This window comes from Streptomyces sp. NPDC013317 (assembly GCF_055563155.1).
Map to the genome: position 1 here is coordinate 630174 of NZ_JBVHDX010000003.1, position 15417 is coordinate 645590.

15 protein-coding genes and 1 pseudogene are annotated in these 15417 nt (G+C 72.0%); 10 read left to right on the plus strand and 6 right to left on the minus strand.

Going from position 1 to position 15417, the window contains the following annotated elements; all coding sequences use genetic code 11:
• The first annotated feature begins 88 nt into the window (after window positions 1–88).
• On the plus strand, window positions 89–763 hold the full coding sequence (locus tag ACZ3IJ_RS11640) for an SH3 domain-containing protein (RefSeq protein ID WP_467467482.1): 675 nt from the start codon (window positions 89–91) through the stop codon (window positions 761–763).
• Window positions 763–1767: a serine/threonine-protein kinase gene (locus tag ACZ3IJ_RS11645; RefSeq protein WP_467467483.1), complete on the plus strand. Its 1005-nt coding sequence runs from the start codon at window positions 763–765 to the stop codon at window positions 1765–1767. Before ACZ3IJ_RS11640 ends, ACZ3IJ_RS11645 begins: the two co-directional genes overlap by 1 nt.
• A gap of 52 nt (window positions 1768–1819) precedes the next feature.
• Here ACZ3IJ_RS11645 and ACZ3IJ_RS11650 read toward each other — a convergent pair whose 3' ends face one another.
• Window positions 1820–2725: an NAD(P)-dependent oxidoreductase gene (locus ACZ3IJ_RS11650; protein WP_467467484.1), complete on the minus strand. Its 906-nt coding sequence runs from the start codon at window positions 2723–2725 to the stop codon at window positions 1820–1822.
• A gap of 102 nt (window positions 2726–2827) precedes the next feature.
• Here ACZ3IJ_RS11650 and ACZ3IJ_RS11655 point away from each other — a divergent pair, with 102 nt between their 5' ends.
• Window positions 2828–3424 carry a TetR/AcrR family transcriptional regulator gene (locus ACZ3IJ_RS11655; RefSeq protein ID WP_467467485.1) on the plus strand — a complete coding sequence of 199 codons (597 nt, stop codon included), beginning with the start codon at window positions 2828–2830 and terminating at the stop codon, window positions 3422–3424.
• 65 nt (window positions 3425–3489) lie between these two features.
• Here ACZ3IJ_RS11655 and ACZ3IJ_RS11660 read toward each other — a convergent pair whose 3' ends face one another.
• On the minus strand, window positions 3490–4815 hold the full coding sequence (locus ACZ3IJ_RS11660; protein WP_467467486.1) for a streptophobe family protein: 1326 nt from the start codon (window positions 4813–4815) through the stop codon (window positions 3490–3492).
• 119 nt (window positions 4816–4934) lie between these two features.
• On the opposite strand from ACZ3IJ_RS11660, the gene ACZ3IJ_RS11665 reads away from it, so the two are divergent.
• Together ACZ3IJ_RS11665 and ACZ3IJ_RS11670 are read left to right on the plus strand one after the other, a co-directional pair.
• A complete protein-coding gene (locus tag ACZ3IJ_RS11665) occupies window positions 4935–6230 on the plus strand; it encodes a DUF6777 domain-containing protein (protein ID WP_467467487.1) in 1296 nt (431 codons plus the stop codon).
• Window positions 6231–6237: 7 nt separating this feature from the next.
• On the plus strand, window positions 6238–6780 hold the full coding sequence (locus ACZ3IJ_RS11670; protein WP_467467488.1) for an FBP domain-containing protein: 543 nt from the start codon (window positions 6238–6240) through the stop codon (window positions 6778–6780).
• 22 nt (window positions 6781–6802) lie between these two features.
• On the opposite strand, the gene ACZ3IJ_RS11675 is transcribed toward ACZ3IJ_RS11670, so the two are convergent.
• Window positions 6803–8008 carry an acyl-CoA dehydrogenase family protein gene (locus tag ACZ3IJ_RS11675; RefSeq protein ID WP_467467489.1) on the minus strand — a complete coding sequence of 402 codons (1206 nt, stop codon included), beginning with the start codon at window positions 8006–8008 and terminating at the stop codon, window positions 6803–6805.
• Between the two features lie 136 nt (window positions 8009–8144).
• Between ACZ3IJ_RS11675 and ACZ3IJ_RS11680 the strand changes: the two genes are divergently transcribed.
• The 5 genes and pseudogenes from ACZ3IJ_RS11680 to ACZ3IJ_RS11700 form a co-directional block, all read left to right on the plus strand.
• Entirely contained in the window at window positions 8145–9320 is a 1176-nt protein-coding gene (locus ACZ3IJ_RS11680; protein ID WP_467467490.1) for a CaiB/BaiF CoA transferase family protein, read from the plus strand.
• 115 nt (window positions 9321–9435) lie between these two features.
• Window positions 9436–10101 (plus strand): GntR family transcriptional regulator, encoded by a 666-nt coding sequence (locus ACZ3IJ_RS11685; RefSeq protein ID WP_467467491.1) that lies wholly within the window; start codon window positions 9436–9438, stop codon window positions 10099–10101.
• A gap of 74 nt (window positions 10102–10175) precedes the next feature.
• The gene (locus ACZ3IJ_RS11690; RefSeq protein ID WP_467467492.1) at window positions 10176–10736 is read left to right on the plus strand and encodes a 3'-5' exonuclease; all 561 of its coding nucleotides are present in this window, start codon (window positions 10176–10178) and stop codon (window positions 10734–10736) included.
• 119 nt (window positions 10737–10855) lie between these two features.
• On the plus strand, window positions 10856–12112 hold the full coding sequence (locus ACZ3IJ_RS11695) for a glycoside hydrolase family 64 protein (RefSeq protein ID WP_467467493.1): 1257 nt from the start codon (window positions 10856–10858) through the stop codon (window positions 12110–12112).
• A 320-nt stretch (window positions 12113–12432) separates the two neighbouring features.
• Window positions 12433–13047, plus strand: a pseudogene (locus tag ACZ3IJ_RS11700) (CBS domain-containing protein); the annotation flags it as partial.
• A 232-nt stretch (window positions 13048–13279) separates the two neighbouring features.
• Here ACZ3IJ_RS11700 and ACZ3IJ_RS11705 read toward each other — a convergent pair.
• From ACZ3IJ_RS11705 to ACZ3IJ_RS11715, 3 genes are all read right to left on the minus strand, one after another.
• Entirely contained in the window at window positions 13280–13579 is a 300-nt protein-coding gene (locus ACZ3IJ_RS11705) for a DUF1876 domain-containing protein (protein ID WP_391799295.1), read from the minus strand.
• A gap of 51 nt (window positions 13580–13630) precedes the next feature.
• Complete coding sequence (locus tag ACZ3IJ_RS11710) at window positions 13631–14650, minus strand: ion transporter (protein ID WP_467467494.1); 1020 nt, start codon at window positions 14648–14650, stop codon at window positions 13631–13633.
• Between the two features lie 212 nt (window positions 14651–14862).
• Window positions 14863–15288 carry a MarR family winged helix-turn-helix transcriptional regulator gene (locus tag ACZ3IJ_RS11715; protein WP_467467495.1) on the minus strand — a complete coding sequence of 142 codons (426 nt, stop codon included), beginning with the start codon at window positions 15286–15288 and terminating at the stop codon, window positions 14863–14865.
• Window positions 15289–15417: the final 129 nt, after the last annotated feature.

Here is a 15417-nt window from a genome sequence, read left to right on the forward strand (position 1 = left end):
TCCGGATCCAGGATCCACGGTCCTGGATCCAGGATCAGATATCCAGGATCCGATATCCAATATCCGGAACAGTGAAGGCAGGCCGCCCATGGGCATCCCGGTCACTCCCCCGGTACCGGACGACATTCCGGACTTCCGTCCGACCCATGTCGTACCGCGCGACGGTCTTCCTACCTGGGAGACCCCCGACCCGGGCCTGCCGACCGTGCCGCTCGACGCGTTCCTGCCGGTGCAGCTCACGGACCGTGTCGGGGACTGGGGCCAGATCCTGTGCTCCAACGGGTGGACCGCCTGGGTCGACGCGCGCCTCCTCGTCGCCGTACCGGTGGATCCGCCCGAGGCCCGACAGCAGCTCGCCAGGACCGCCGACCCCCGGCCGCTGATCGCCCGGGCGGAGGAGTCGCTCGGCCGCTACCGGCGCGCGGCGGAGGAGCTGGCGGCGGGCGGGGCGGACGGGGACACCTTCGGGCGGCGTACGCACGGACTGCGGGTGGGGATGGTGGTCGACGGGGAGTCGCTCTGGCTCTTCGACGCGGAACACGAGCGCTGGGTCTACTGCGACGGTTCGGCGCTGAGTACGTACGCGGCCTCGGCTGCCCCCTCGGCGGCCGCGACCCCGCCCGAGGGCGGGGTGGCGGAGGCCGGGCACGAGCCGACGCGGGTGGTGCCCCGACTCGACGAGGGCGACGGTCCGTCGGAGCCCCCGGCGGGACCGCCGCCCACCCGGATCGTGAACCGGGCTGACCAGCAGGGTGAGCGCTGATGGCCGGCGCGGCCCGTAACGCGGATCTGCCCGCCGGCCGGGAGTCGGGACTGGTCGGCAAGCAGATCGCGGGCTACGCGGTCGAGGCCGAGATCGGCCGTGGCGGGATGGCGGTCGTGTACCGGGCACGCGACCTGCGGCTGGACCGGACCGTCGCGCTGAAGCTGCTGGCCCCCGAGCTGGCCCGCAACGACACCTTCCGCAAGCGGTTCGCCCACGAGTCGCGGGTGGCGGCCGCGATCGACCATCCGCACATCGTGCCGGTCTTCGAGGCCGGCGAGACGGAGGGCGTGCTGTACATCGCGATGCGGTACGTCGCCGGGCGGGACCTGCGGGCGCTCCTCGACCGCGAGGGGCCGCTGGAGCCGGTGACGGCGGGCCGGATCGCCGTCCAGGTGGCGTCCGCCCTGGACGCGGCGCACGCCCACGACCTGGTCCACCGGGACGTGAAGCCGGGCAACATCCTGGTCGCCGAGGGCACCGACCGCGACCATCCGGAGCACGTGTACCTCACGGACTTCGGACTGACGAAGAAGTCGCTGTCGCTGACCGGTCTGACGACGGTCGGCCAGTTCGTCGGAACGCTCGACTACGTGGCGCCCGAACAGATCTCGGGGAAACCGGTGGACGGCCGCTGCGACGTGTACAGCCTGGCGTGCGTGGTCCAGGAGACGCTCACCGGCATGCCGCCGTTCCGCCGCGACGACGACATGGCGCTGCTCTGGGCCCACCAGTACGATCCCCCGCCCCCGCCGTCCGCCGAACGTCCGGAGCTTCCGGAGGCGGCGGACGAGGTCCTGGCCAAGGCGCTGGCCAAGACTCCGGAGGAGCGCTACGGGACGTGCCTGGAGTTCGTCGCGGCGCTGCGGGCGGCCCTGGAGCGGGGCGGACCCGGCCCGGGCGGCGGCGCCGGCCCGCTCGGTCCCGAGCCCCCGTCACCGCCCCCCGAACCCCCTGCCTGGGCCCGTCCGGTCTTCCGGACTCCGCCCCCGACCTGGCACTGACCCGACGCCGGGACGCGCGCCGACGTCCGCCTCCGCCCGCCCCTCCCTCCGTTCAACTCCGGGGCTTCTCCGCCGTCGCGCCCTTTCCGAACACCTCGATCAGCCGGGTCAGGCTGTCGTCCCCGTACCCCTCGGCCGCCGCCCGCCGGAACGCCTCCAGCGTCGCGGCGGGCAGTGCCGGGTCCACGCCGGCAGCTCGCGTCGTGTGCACGACGTGGTCCATGCTGGCCACGGCCATGGAGACCCGCTCCACGTCTCCGCCGTGCTGCCCCGCCTCGATCCTGGGTGTGTAGAAGTCCAGGAACCGGCTCATCCCGCCCAGCGTCCCGGCCGCGTACGGCCTGATCTCGGCGGCGCTGATGCCGTGCGCCTCCGCCAGCGCGACGGTGTGCAGCCAGGCGGTCAGGGCGTTCCAGAAGAGATCCATCTGGAGCTGGTAGTAGAGCGCGGCCAGCCCGGGGTCCTCACCCCGGTAGTCCGTACCGGTGATCACCTTCAGCGTGGCCTCGCACGCGTCGAAGAGGTCCCGGGGCCCGCTGTAGTAGGTGTCGAACTCCGTCGAGCCGATGCCGGAAGGCGGCGTCTGGACTCCGCCGGTGAGATGGCGGGCCCCGTGCCGTGCCGCCCATGCGGCACCCTCGCGGGCCCGGTCGGGGGTGTCCGAGCTGAGGTTGACCAGGACGCGGCCCTCCAGCGCCGAGGCGGCCGGCTCCAGGATGGCGTACATGGCGGCGTAGTCGGTCAGGCTCAGCACCACCACCCTGTTGGCCGTCAGCGCCTCCTCGACGGTGGCGGCGCGCACCGCGCCCCGGGCGACCAGGTCGTCGGCTCGGGCGGCGGTGCGGTTCCAGACGGTGACGCGGTAGCCGGCGTCCAGATAGGCACCTGCCATCGCCCGGCCCATCGGGCCGAGCCCGATGACCGTCACGGACTGGGTGTTCACAGCGGACGTACTCATGGATGTTCCCCTTCCCCGGAGCGCTCTAGAACGAACGCTCTAACTAGGGAGGACCGTAGCACGGTGGCTAGAGCGATCGTTCAAGTTCGGTACGGTGACGGGGTGAAGACGACGACTGCCTACGATCCCGAGACCGCCGGAACGCGCGAGCGGATCGTGCGGACGGCATCACGCCTGATGCAGCGCCAGGGCTACGAGGGCACCGGCATCAAGCAGATCTCGCGCGAGGCCGGGGCGACGCTCGGATCGCTGTACCACTTCTTCCCCGGCGGGAAGCAGGAGCTCGGCACTGCCGCCGTGCGGCTCGGCGACGAGGAGTTCAGCGACTTCCTGCGTGAGGCGCTCGAAGCCGAGCCCGAGCCGGAGAAGGCCCTCGTCGCGCTCACCGCAGCCCTCGCACAGGGGCTGCGGGAGTCCGACTGGCTCGACGGGTGCCCGGTCACCTCCGCCGTCGTGGGCACGGCGACCACGGCCCCCGACATCCAGCAGGCGGCCGCCGAGGCGTTCGCGAGGTGGCGGACGGTGGTCGCGGGGAAGCTGGCCGCGGCGGGGTTCGCCGCGACGGACGCCGAGGAGCTGGCACACACGGTGGTCGCCACCCTGGAGGGCGCCGAACTGGCGGCGCAGACCGCCCGCAGCGCGGTGCCGCTGGAGGTCGCGGGACGCCATCTGGCGCGCCTCGTCGCCTCGTACCGCTGACTCGCCTCGTACCGCTGACTCGCCTCGTACCACCGAGCGGCCTACTCGCGTGACGCGGGTCGCCCTCAGCCCTTCGGGCGCTGCCGCTCGGGGGTGTCCACCTCGCCGCGGCGGTGGACGCGCGAAGCGAGCAGCCCGCCGAGGAAGCCGGCGACGAGCCCCCAGAGCAGGGCGAAGCCCGCCGTCCTCCAGACGTGCGGACTCAGCACGACCTGACCGCCGAGGGATTCCAGTTCGCCGATGCCGAGGATGGAGAGCCCGAAGCGCGCTTCCACGTGGGTGATCGGGGCGACCACCAGCATCGTCAGGGCGAAGGCGACGCCCAGGTGGACCGCGTGCTGCCAGAGCCGTGTGCGGGACGGCGAGCGGACGGCGGCCACGAACGCCACGGCCAGGACGAGGACCGCCGCGATCGGCAGCATCCACCAGGCCCGGGAGTCGTACGAGGCGAGGGACGACAGGTCCACGGTGGAGAGGTTGCCGGTGTCCGTGCGCAGCACCGCGTCGAGGATCGGGGGCATCGGCAGCCCGAACGGCCCCTCGACCGTGCCCTCCCAGGACCCTCCGATGCCGACCCCGAGGGCGAGCCAGCTGACGTTGGGCAGGCCGAGGAGGATCACGGCGAGGGTCTCGGACGCGTGCCCCCGGGTCGCCGCCACGACGATCCCGATGACCAGGCCCATGAGCACGTACGCGAGGAGCAGGAGCAGCATCGCGGAGGCGACCGGCCGTACGGACTCGTGATAGCGGACCAGCCGGGGCGGGAGCGGGGTCCCGCGCGAGACCAGCAGGGCGATGAGGAGGACGCCGAGGATCCAGAGCAGGCCGAAGAACAGGGTGGGTCCCAGCTCGGCGCGGAATCCGACGGTGGGGTCCACCGCGTCGAGCAGTTCGCCGAAGAGGTCGGACATGGCGTCCTGGCTCTCCCCGCCTCCGATCGAGACGGGGAAGTCGTGGCGGGCGAGCGCCGACAGACCGGCGAGCCCGGCCAGCCAGAGCAGGACGGTGCGTGCGACGCGGGCGAGCAGGTCACGGGTCCTGGCGACGGCGTGATGGCGCAGTGGGAGCAGAAAACAGAAGCCCGTGACCAGTGCACCCACCAGGGTGACGGTGAGGGGCATGGCGGTGAGATCGGCGTTCGTGCCGGCGAGTGCGCCGGCGTCGCCTGAGAGACCGATCTGACCGCCCGCGGCCATCACGACGACCGCGGCGACGATGTTCACGAAACCGCCGGGCAGGTCGGCGGCGCCCGCGGCCCAGAGGCCGAGCGCGGCGACGACCGCCATCGCGACGAACCCGGCGAGGACGGCTGCCAACGCCTCGCCCCAGTGGCGGGCGAGGTGCTGGGCGTCGTGCGCCGGGCCGGATGTGGTGGGGAGCCGACTGCTCACGGTCTCCACGCTAGTACCGGTGGTTGACCTCCGCAGTCCCGATGGGTGGGCGCCGTCCGCTTGCGGGCGGCCCCGGTTCCACGCACACAATGGGCCCGGAACGGAAGAAAGGGAAAAACGTGACTTCCCACCCGCCGTCCGACCGTCCCTCGGGTCCCCCCTCGGGTCCCCCTTCGGGTCCGCTCTCGGGCCCGAGCACCACACCGGGAGCGGCCGGACCCCCGCCACCCTCCGGGCCGCCGCGCGGCGCTTCGGGGGGAGGTTCGGGCGGTCCCGGCGGCGGAACCGGTGGCGGTGGAACCGGTGGCGGTGGCGTGCCCGGCGGCCCCGGCGACGGTGGAGCCGGCGGCGCGGGCGGCGAAGGGGGCGGCGGTGGCCCCTGGTGGCGTTCCGTACCCAAGGTGGCGTCCATCGCCGCCGTGCTGGTCGCGGCCATCGCCCTGGTGGTCGTCCTCACCCGTCCGGACGGCGACAGTGACGCCGGTGGCGGCGCGGGAGGCGGCGAGGTGTTCCTGCAGAACGCCTCCGCCACCGGGCCCGACCCCTTCACCAAGTCGACGGCCAACGACGCCGACCCCTCGCAGTCCCCCGCCCCGCTGCCCAGTGCGACCAGGTCCGCGGACGCCACCGCCACGCGCAGCGTGTCGGGTGCGTCGGCGGGTCTGTACGGGGGAACGCGGAACGTGGCGAGCTGCGACGTCGAGCAGCAGGTGAGTTACCTCGCCGACCAGCCCGCCAAGAACGCGGCCTTCGCCTCGACCCTCGGCATCTCGGCGAACGAGGTCCCGGGCTATCTGCGCTCCCTGACCCCGCTGCAGCTCCGCGTCGACACGCGGGTGACGAACCACGGCTTCCGGAACGGCGACGCCACCTCGTACCAGGCGGTCCTCCAGGCGGGTACGGCGGTGCTCGTCGACGAAAGGGGCGTGCCCCGGGTGCGTTGCGCCTGCGGCAATCCGCTGACCCCGCCGGTCGCCCAGCAGTCGCCGAAGACCACGGGCACCCGGTGGGCGGGCTACCAGCCCTCCCAGGTGGTCGTCGTGGCGCCCTCGGTGACCGTGGTGAACGTCTTCATCGTGTACGACCCCGAGACCGACGGCTGGTTCGCCCGTGAGCCGGGCGACACGGGAGACCAGGACAAGCCGACGACCCCGCCGACGGCGCCTCCGTCGCCCTCCGTCTCGGACTCGGGAACGGGATCCCCCACCTCGCCGGCCCCCTCGACCTCCACGCCTTCGTCCCCGCCGGCCCCCGAGTCGCCCGCGTCGCCGGATTCGCCCGGCACGAGCACGCCCTCCGGACCGGCGACCGGCGACACGGCCACGGAAGGGCCGCCCACCGGCGGCGCGACGGACCAGTCGGCGTCCGTGGTGAGCCCGCAAGCGGCCGACGGCGGGGCACCGGCCGCCCGGTGAAATCCGGATGCCCGGGCCGCACGATCCGTGTACGGTCCACCGAGTGGAACCTCTCACCGACCGACAGATCCGCTCGTCCTTCGTGAACTGCACGAAGGGCGAGGCGAGCAGACTCAAGCTGCCGCTGGACTTCGCCGAAGTGCCCTGGCAGGACCTCGACTTCCTCGGCTGGGTCGACCCGGGCGCGCCGCTGCGCGCCCACCTCGTGGTGGCCCGCGAGGACGGTCCGCTCGGCATCACGCTGCGGGTGCCCGCCACGAGCCGCACGAGCGCGGTCAAGTCCAGCCTGTGTCAGGTCTGCCTCACGGGGCACGCCTCGTCGGGCGTGACCCTGCTGGCGGCACCGCTCGCCGGCAGCCGCGGACGCGAGGGGAACACGGTCGGCATCTACATCTGCTCCGACCTGGCCTGTTCCCTGTACGTCCGCGGCAGGCGCCAGCCCAGGCTGCGGGCCGGCCGCCAGGAGGAGTCGCTGACGCTGGAGCAGCGGATCGAGCGTACGACCTCCAACCTGGACGCGTTCCTCGCCAAGGTGACGGCCGGCCGGTGAGCAGCGGTGGGGCGGGCCCCGCTCAGCGGAAGGCCTGCTCGCCCGTGAGCGCCTTGCCGATGACCAGGGAGTGGACCTCGCTGGTGCCCTCGTAGGTGAGGACCGACTCCAGGTTGTTGGCATGGCGCATCACCGGGTACTCCAGGGTGATGCCGTTCGCACCGAGGACGGTGCGGCACTCGCGGGCGATGGAGATGGCCTCCCGGACGTTGTTCAGCTTGCCCACGCTGACCTGCTCGGGCGTGAGGCCGCCCGCGTCCTTGAGGCGTCCCAGGTGCAGGGCGAGGAGCATGCCCTTGCCGAGCTCGAGGGACATGTCCGCCAGCTTCTGCTGGGTCAGCTGGTAGGACGAGAGGGGCCGTTCGAAGACGATGCGGTCGCCCGCGTACGCGATCGCGGTCTCCAGACAGTCGCGGGCCGCGCCGAGGGCGCCGAACACGATCCCGAACCGCGCCTCGTTGAGGCAGCCGAGCGGGCCGGACAGCCCGCGCGCGCCGGGCAGCATCGCGTCGGCCGGCAGCCGTACGTCCTCCAGGACGAGTTCGCTGGTCACGCTCGCGCGCAGGGACAGCTTCTGCTTGATCTCGGGCGCGCTGAAGCCGGGGGTTCCGGCGGGCACCAGGAAGCCGCGGACGCCTTCGTCCGTCCGGGCCCAGACGACGGCCACGTCGGCGACCGAACCGTTGGTGATCCACATCTTGGTGCCGTTGAGCACCCAGTCGTCGCCGTCGCGCCGAGCGCGGGTGCGCATGGCTCCGGGATCCGATCCCGCGTCCGGCTCGGTCAGCCCGAAGCAGCCGATGTAGTCGCCCGCGGCCATGCCGGGCAGCCACTGCTGCTTCTGCTCCTCGGAGCCGAACTTCCAGATCGCGTACATCGCCAGGGAGCCCTGGACGGAGACCAGGCTGCGCAGGCCGGAGTCGACGGCTTCGAGTTCCAGACAGGCCAGGCCGTACGCGACGGCGTTGGTGCCCGCGCAGCCGTAGCCCTCCAGATGCATGCCGAGGACGCCGATGCCGCCCAGCTGCTTGGCGAGTTCCCGGGCGGGGATGGCGCCCGCCTCGAACCATTCGGCGACGTGGGGGCGCAGTTCCTTGTCCGCCATGGTGCGCACGGTCCGGCGGATCTCGCGCTCCTCGTCGCTCAGCAGGCCGTCGATCGCCAGCAGATCGAAGGGGTGGACGGGAGTCGGCTTCGACGCGTTGGGCGACTGCGGCGACGGCTTCACGGACGGCCTCCAGGCTGGTGCGGCTATGCGGCGCTCCGAAGCGTATCCGCAGATCGGATTTTGGATCCAGTATTGAATATCGGATCTCCGATGCGTACGTTCCAGCTGGATCCGATCATCGGCGGAGGAGAGCGTGATGGGCGCAGATCAGCAGGTGACGCCCGGTCCCGGGGCCCTGTCCGGAATCGTGGTGGCGGACTTCGGGCGCGTTCTGGCCGGTCCGTACATGACGATGCTGCTGGCCGATCTGGGCGCCGATGTCATCAAGATCGAGCGGCCCGGATCCGGGGATGACACCCGCGCCTGGGGTCCCCCCTTCGCCGACGGCCAGGCGACCTACTTCCTCGGGGTGAACCGGAACAAGCGGTCCGTCGCCCTGGACCTCACCGATCCGGCCGATCTGGCCACGGCCCGGGCGATCGTGGAGCGCGCCGACGTGCTCGTGGAGAACTTCCGGCCCGGCACGATGGAGAAGCTCGGTCTCGGTTACGAGGACCTGCGCGCGTCCAACCCCGGACTCGTCTACTGCTCGGTCACCGGATTCGGCACCGCCGAGGGCGCCGGCCTGCCCGGCTACGACCTCCTCGTCCAGGCGATGGGCGGGCTGATGAGCGTGACCGGCGAGCCGGACGGGCCGGGCACGAAGGCGGGGGTCGCGCTCGTCGACGTGATCACCGGCCTCCACGCGGGCATGGGCGTCCTCGCCGCCCTGCGGCACCGGGAACGCACCGGCGAAGGCCAGCGGGTGGACGTCTCGCTGCTCACCTCGCTCCTGTCCGCACTCACCAACCAGTCGGCCGCCCACCTCGGCGCCGGTGTCGTCCCCCGGGCCATGGGCAACCGGCACCCGAGCATCGCTCCGTACGAGGTGTTCGACGCGCGGGACCGCCCCCTGGTCCTCGCCGTGGGGAACGACCGTCAGTTCCGGGCGCTCTGCGCACGCCTCGGCCGGCCCGGCCTCGCCGACGACGCGCGCTTCGCGACGAACACCGACCGCGTCGCCCACCGCGAGGCGCTGGTCGCGGCGCTGGCCGGCCCCCTCGCCGAGCACACCGCCGACCACTGGTTCGAGGAACTCACCGCCGCCGGGGTGCCCTGCGGCCCGATCAATGATCTCGCCGCCGCCTTCGACCTGGCGGACCGGCTGGGTCTCGCGCCCCGGGTGCCGGCCGAAGCGGCAGGGCCTGGACAGGTCGTCAACCCGATCACCCTCGGCGTCACCCCGCCCTCCTATCGCGCCGCGCCCCCGCGCCTGGGACAGCACACCGCCTCCGTGCGCGACGAGTTGGAAGAGGCGCCCGACGGTCCGTAGGAAGATATACGGATACGTTCAGGAACACGGAACGCCCGAACCACCGAACCACCGAACCACCGAACCACCGAACCACCGAACCACCGAACCACCGAACGACGGAAGGTCACAGGCGATGAGCAGCGCGGTGCAGAAGGGGCGGCCGCCGACCGCCCAGCAGTTCGTCCTGGCGGAGCTGCGGCGCGCGATCACCGCCGGCGAGCTGCGGCCCGGCGGGCAGATCCGCCAGGACGCGCTCGCCGCCCGCCTCGACGTCAGCCGCGTGCCCCTGCGGGAAGCGCTGAAGATCCTCGAGGGCGAGGGCCTCGTCGTCCACCACATCCACCGGGGCTACTTCGTCGCCGAGCTCTCGCTCGCGGACCTGGAGGAGGTCTACCGCATCCGGCAGCTCCTGGAGACCGAGGCGGTCCGCATGGGTGTCCGGCGGGGCGAGGACGGACTGCTCGCCTCCCTGGAGAAGATCCAGCGGGAGGTGGAACGGGCCGCCGACGCCGGGGACGTGACGGTGATGGCCACGGCCAACCGCCGCTTCCACTTCGCCCTGATCGAGGCGTCCGGCATGCCGCGTCTGGTCCGGCTGATCACCACCCTGTGGGACGCCACCGACGCCTACCGGTCGCTGTACTACACGGAGGTGGCGAACCGGGAGCTGGCGGTACGGGAGCACCGCGCCGTGATCTCGGCGGTACGCAACGGGGACGAGGAGGCAGCGGTCCGCCGGCTCGACGAGCACCGGGCCCACGCGGTCGCCGCGCTGCGGGAGATCCTGGACCTGGAGTGAACCCCCGTGCGCCGCAGGCCTGTCCACCGAAAACCGGGTGACCCACTGCGCATCCCCGCTCTAGCCTCGTCGCCATGAGCCATGGACGCCTGCTGAACATCGTCGACGTCGAGGCGACCTGCTGGAACGGAAAGCGGCCGCCTGGGGCCGTGAGCGAGATCATCGAGATCGGGCTCACCGTCGTCGACCTGGACGCGGGCGAGCGGACGGGGCGCCACCGCATCCTGGTGAGGCCCGCCCGGTCCGCGGTCAGTCCGTTCTGCACCGAACTGACCGGTCTCACGCAGGCGGAGGTCGACACGGGCGTGGACTTCGCCACGGCCTGTCGGCAGCTGGCCGTCGAGCACGCCGGCGGGCTGCGCCCGTGGGCCAGTTGGGGCGACTACGACCGCAAGCAGTTCGCGGAACAGTGCCGGGTGACGGGTACGGAGTACCCCTTCGGTCACCGGCACACCAACGCCAAGGCCGTCTTCACCGAGGCGAACGGCCTGGCCAAACGCCCGGGCATGGCACGCGCGTTGGAGATCGCGGGTCTCCCGCTGGAGGGCCGGCACCACCGGGGCGAGGACGACGCCTGGAACATCGCCGCACTCGTCCTTCAGCTGAACGACCGCGGCGCCTGGCCGTTCGCCTAGCATCCCGGACGTCCGAGAGCATTGACAGGGTCATATCATCCTCACCATCCTGAGAGCGCTCTCAGAGCGCTCTCAGTCCCCTTTGAGCCCTCGCACCCCACACTCGAGGAGCCCCAGCCGTGCCTACCCACCGCCGTCGCCGCAGGCTCGCCCTGCTGGCGCCCGTCACCGCCGCCGCCCTGATCGGTACCGCCGTCACGCTCGCCGGCCCCTCCCCCACGGTCCAGGCCGCGTCCACCGGAACCGCCTCCGACACCGACACCGCGGGGGCCGCCGCCGTTCCGGCCACCATTCCGCTCACCTTCACCAACAACTCCGGTCGCAACGAACAGATCTACGTCTACAACCTCGGTACCGAGCTCTCCACCGGCCGCCAGGGCTGGGCGGACGCGAACGGCACCTTCCACCCCTGGCCCGCCGGAGGCTCGGTCCCGGTCCCCGCGCCCGACGCGGCCATCCCCGGCCCCGCCCGCGGGCAGTCCATGACGATCCGGCTGCCGAAGTTCTCCGGCCGGATCTACTTCAGCTACGGCCAGAAGCTCGTCTTCAAGCTGGCGACCGGCGGTCTCGTCCAGCCGGCCGTCCAGAACCCGAGCGACCCCAACCGGAACATCCTCTTCAACTGGTCCGAGTACACGCTCAACGACTCGGGCCTCTGGCTCAACAGCACGCAGGTCGACATGGTCTCGGCCCCGTACGCGGTCGGCGTCCGGCGCCCCGACGGAAGCGTCACCACCACGGGCCGGCTCAAGCCCGGCGGGTACAACGGCTTCCTCGACGCGCTCCGCTCACGCCCGGGCGGCTGGGCGAACCTGATCCAGACCCGTTCCGACGGCACCGTGCTGCGCACCCTCGCACCGGGCCACGGCATCGAGGCCGGCGCGCTGCCGTCCACCGTGATGGACGACTACATCAACCGCGTCTGGACGAAGTACAGCTCCTCGACGCTCACCGTGACGCCCTTCGCCAATCAGCCGTCCGTGAAGTACTTCGGCCGTGTCTCGGGCAACGTCATGAACTTCACCGACACCTCGGGCGCGGTCGTCACCTCGTTCCAGAAGCCCGACTCCGACAGCGTCTTCGGCTGCTACAAGCGGCTCGACGCGCCCAACGACCAGGTCCGCGGCCCCATCTCCCGTACCCTCTGCGCGGGGTACAACCGCACCACCCTCCTCACCAACCCCCAGCAGCCGGACACCACGCCGGCCGGCTTCTACCAGGACGCCGTCACCAACCACTACGCGCGGGAGATCCACGCGCGCATGGCGGACGGCAAGGCCTACGGCTTCGCCTTCGACGACGTCGGCGCGCACGAGTCCCTGGTGCACGACGGCAACCCGCAGCAGGCGTACGTGACGCTCGACCCGTTCAACTAGGGCGTGTTGCGAAAGTAGCGCCGTCCGCCCGAAGGGCGGGCCCCGCGGCGTCTGGTGCGTGCGATCGCAAGGCGGAGGGTCGTCCTCGTACCGGGTGTACTCGGACTATCCCGACAACGCAGCGAGCGTGCGTGCCAGGCGTCGCGGGGCAGGCGGGACTTTCGCAACACGCCCTAGGGCCTGATCCGGAAGACAGGCCCTAGCGGCGGATCCCGGGCCTGCCGTATCGCGTCCGACGCGCAGCGGAGCATCCGCGGCACAGGCGATCCCGCCACGTGAGGGATCATGGAAGGAGGAGCGGAGAAGGGACGGAACGGACGATGCGGAACCGCACTGTCGCCGACCTGATGACGCCGACCGCGGTGGCCGTGCAGCCGGGGACGTCGTTCAAGGAGATCGCGCGATTGCTCGACGAGTACGGCATCACCGCCGTACCGGTCGTCGACGAGGCCAACCGGCCCATCGGCGTGGTGTCGGAGGCGGATCTGCTGCGCCGCCACACCGCCAAGGACGGCCCGAGCACCGCCGGGGCGATGATGTCCAGCCCGGTGGTGGTGGCCCGCCCGTCCTGGACGGCGGTGGAGGCGGCACGGTTGATGGAGCGGCACCGGGTGAAGCGGCTGCCGGTGGTGGACGCCGGTGGTCAGCTCATCGGGGTGCTCAGCCGGAGCGATCTGCTGCAGCTGTTCCTGCGTCGCGACCGCGCGATCCAGGAGGAGATCCTGGAGGACGTCGTCGTCCGCATCCTCGGCCTCTCCCCCGCCTCGCTCCACGTCGACGTGGACGAGGGCCGGGTGACGCTCAGCGGCACGCTGGCGCGCAGGAGTCTGTCACCCGTCTTCGTCCGGCTCTGCGAGAGCGTCGACGGCGTCGTGGAGGTCGTGGACCGGCTGGCGTACGAGGACGAGGACGAGGCGGACGGAGCCGGGGCCGGAACCGGGGCCGGGGACGACGCCGAGCCTCATGTCGTGGACGGAGACGGGGCCCGGGGGCTCGGGCGGCCCGAGTTCGACGGGGAGCCCGATCACGGTGTCCCGGTCGAGGATCTGCGGCCTCCCGGGGTGTGACGCGGAACCGCGCCCGCCGGTGCGGCTCCGGCGGGCCCGGTGGGCGAGGCGCACCGGCGCCCGAGGGCGGGGCGGGGCCCCGGCGCCTGAGGCGCTCCCGCTACGAGACCGCCTCCGGCCAGCCGTAGCCGGGGCCGGTGTGCTGGGGTACGGTTCCCGCGCCCACCGCCTCCATCTCGCGGTTGGCCTCGCGCATCAACTGCCCGGCAAGGTCCCTCATGGCGCGGCTCGCGGCGAGTTCGTCACCGATCGCGGGCACGTCCACGTCCGTCGGGTTGCACCGTGCGCTGCCGTGGCCGGTGAGGGTCGACGTGCCGGTGTTGAGATGTGCCTCGGCCTTGGTCCTGCCGTCCTCTTCGACCAGTTCCAGGCCGACCGTCCACTCAAGGGTCCGTGTCATGGTCTGCCTCCTCGCACCGTCGGGACGCGTGGGGCCGCCGCGCATCCCTTGCTACTCCCATGGTCCGTCCACGCGCGCGTGAGCGCGCGGCGGCGGGAGCGCGGAGAGGGCGGACTCGACGTCGTCGAGGGCGCGCCGGGCGACCGCGATCCGCTCGCGCAGCCCCGCGTCGTCGACGGTCCCGAGGACGGTCCCGTCGACCGCGCCGCGGACCGCCGTGTCGGAGACGTCCGTCCCGGCCTCCTCCGCTGTGACCACCTCCTTCACGAGCGCCCCCTTCACGACCGCCGCCTTCTCGGCATCCCTCTTCTCCACCGCCTCCATCTCCGCCTTCTCGATCTCCCGGGCCTCCTCCAGGGAATTGATCACGACGCCGATGAGCACGTTGACGAGCACGAACGAGGCGATGAGGACGTACGAGACGTAGTAGAGGAAGCTCCACCGGGAGATCTCGAGGCCCGCGTGGACCGCGTCGCCCAGTCCGTCGAGGGTCATCAGGAGGAAGAGGGTGAGCACGGCGCGCCCGATGGAGCCGAAGTGCTCGGGGTCGTGGCCGGCGAAGAAGACCCAGCCGACCATGGCGTACACGTACAGCAGCAGCGCGCCGACCAGCAGGAAGCTGACCGTGCCCGGCAGGCTCCGGCCGACGGCGACGAGGACGATCCGCAGCTGGGGGAGGAAGCGTGCGGCGCGCAGCACGCGGGCGAGGCGGAGCAGTCGCAGCACGGTGGAGTTCTCGCGGGCGGCGGGGACGAACGCGGCGAGGACGACGAGCAGGTCGAAGAGGTTCCACGGGTCCCGGAAGAAGTCGAGCGGGCGCGCGGCGTACGCTCCCGCGCGGAGCACCATCTCCACCGTGAACGCCGCCAGGAACAGGTGCTCGATCGCCTGCAGCTGGGTGTGCCAACGGGCGCTGACGCCGGCGTACGTCTCCACCCCGAGCACCGCGGCGTTGCCGAGGACGAGCAGGAAGACGGCGGTGGCGAACCAGCGGGCCTCGGTGATCTCGCGACATCGTTCCGCCACGCGCACGCGGTGACTGCGGCCCACCACAGCCGACTGATCCGACATGTCGATGCTCCTCAATTCGTTGACCATGCTCACGTGATCCAACGGCGAGGGCGCGCAAGGGTTCTGGGTACGGACCGCCGAGCGAGTGGCGTCGAGCCCGGGCTTCTCCAGTCGGCTCGCGCTGCTGATCATCCGCCGGAGCGCATCAGCGGGACGCGGACCGAGGACCCACCGGCGCTCGGAGGCGCCGGCGGGCCTGGTCCGAACAGGGCCTACCGCCGTGCGGCGAGCCGCTCAAGCAGGGTGGCGCTCCGGGCCAGCAACACCTGCTCCTCATCCGTGAGTTCGGCCTCGATGGCCTGCGCGAGCCAGCCGACCCTGCGGCCACGCTCCGCTTCGAGCGCGGCCCGGCCCGCGTCCGTCAGCTCGACCAGCGACTTCCGGCCGTCCGTGGGGTGCGCGCGGCGCGTGATCAGGTCCTGGTCCATGAGCAGGCCCACCGCACGCGCCATCGACTGGGGGCGTACGCGCTGATCGGCCGCGAGGTCGCTGGTGGTCATGGCGCCGTTGCGGTCGAGCGCGCCGAGCACGGCGACCTGGCCGAGCGGGATGCGGTCCTCGTGGGTGACGCGTCGGGTGAGCTTGCCCATCGCGGTGCGCAGTTCTGCGGCGATGGCGGCGGCTTCCGAGGTGGGCATAGGGCACCTTACCTCGCTGGTCAGGAACGGATGCGTCATCCGGGCCGTACCGCGCAGCCGCACTGCACAGCCATGCTGTACAGCAATACTGCTCAGCCAAACTGAACAGCATTGCTGTATGGTTTCGCT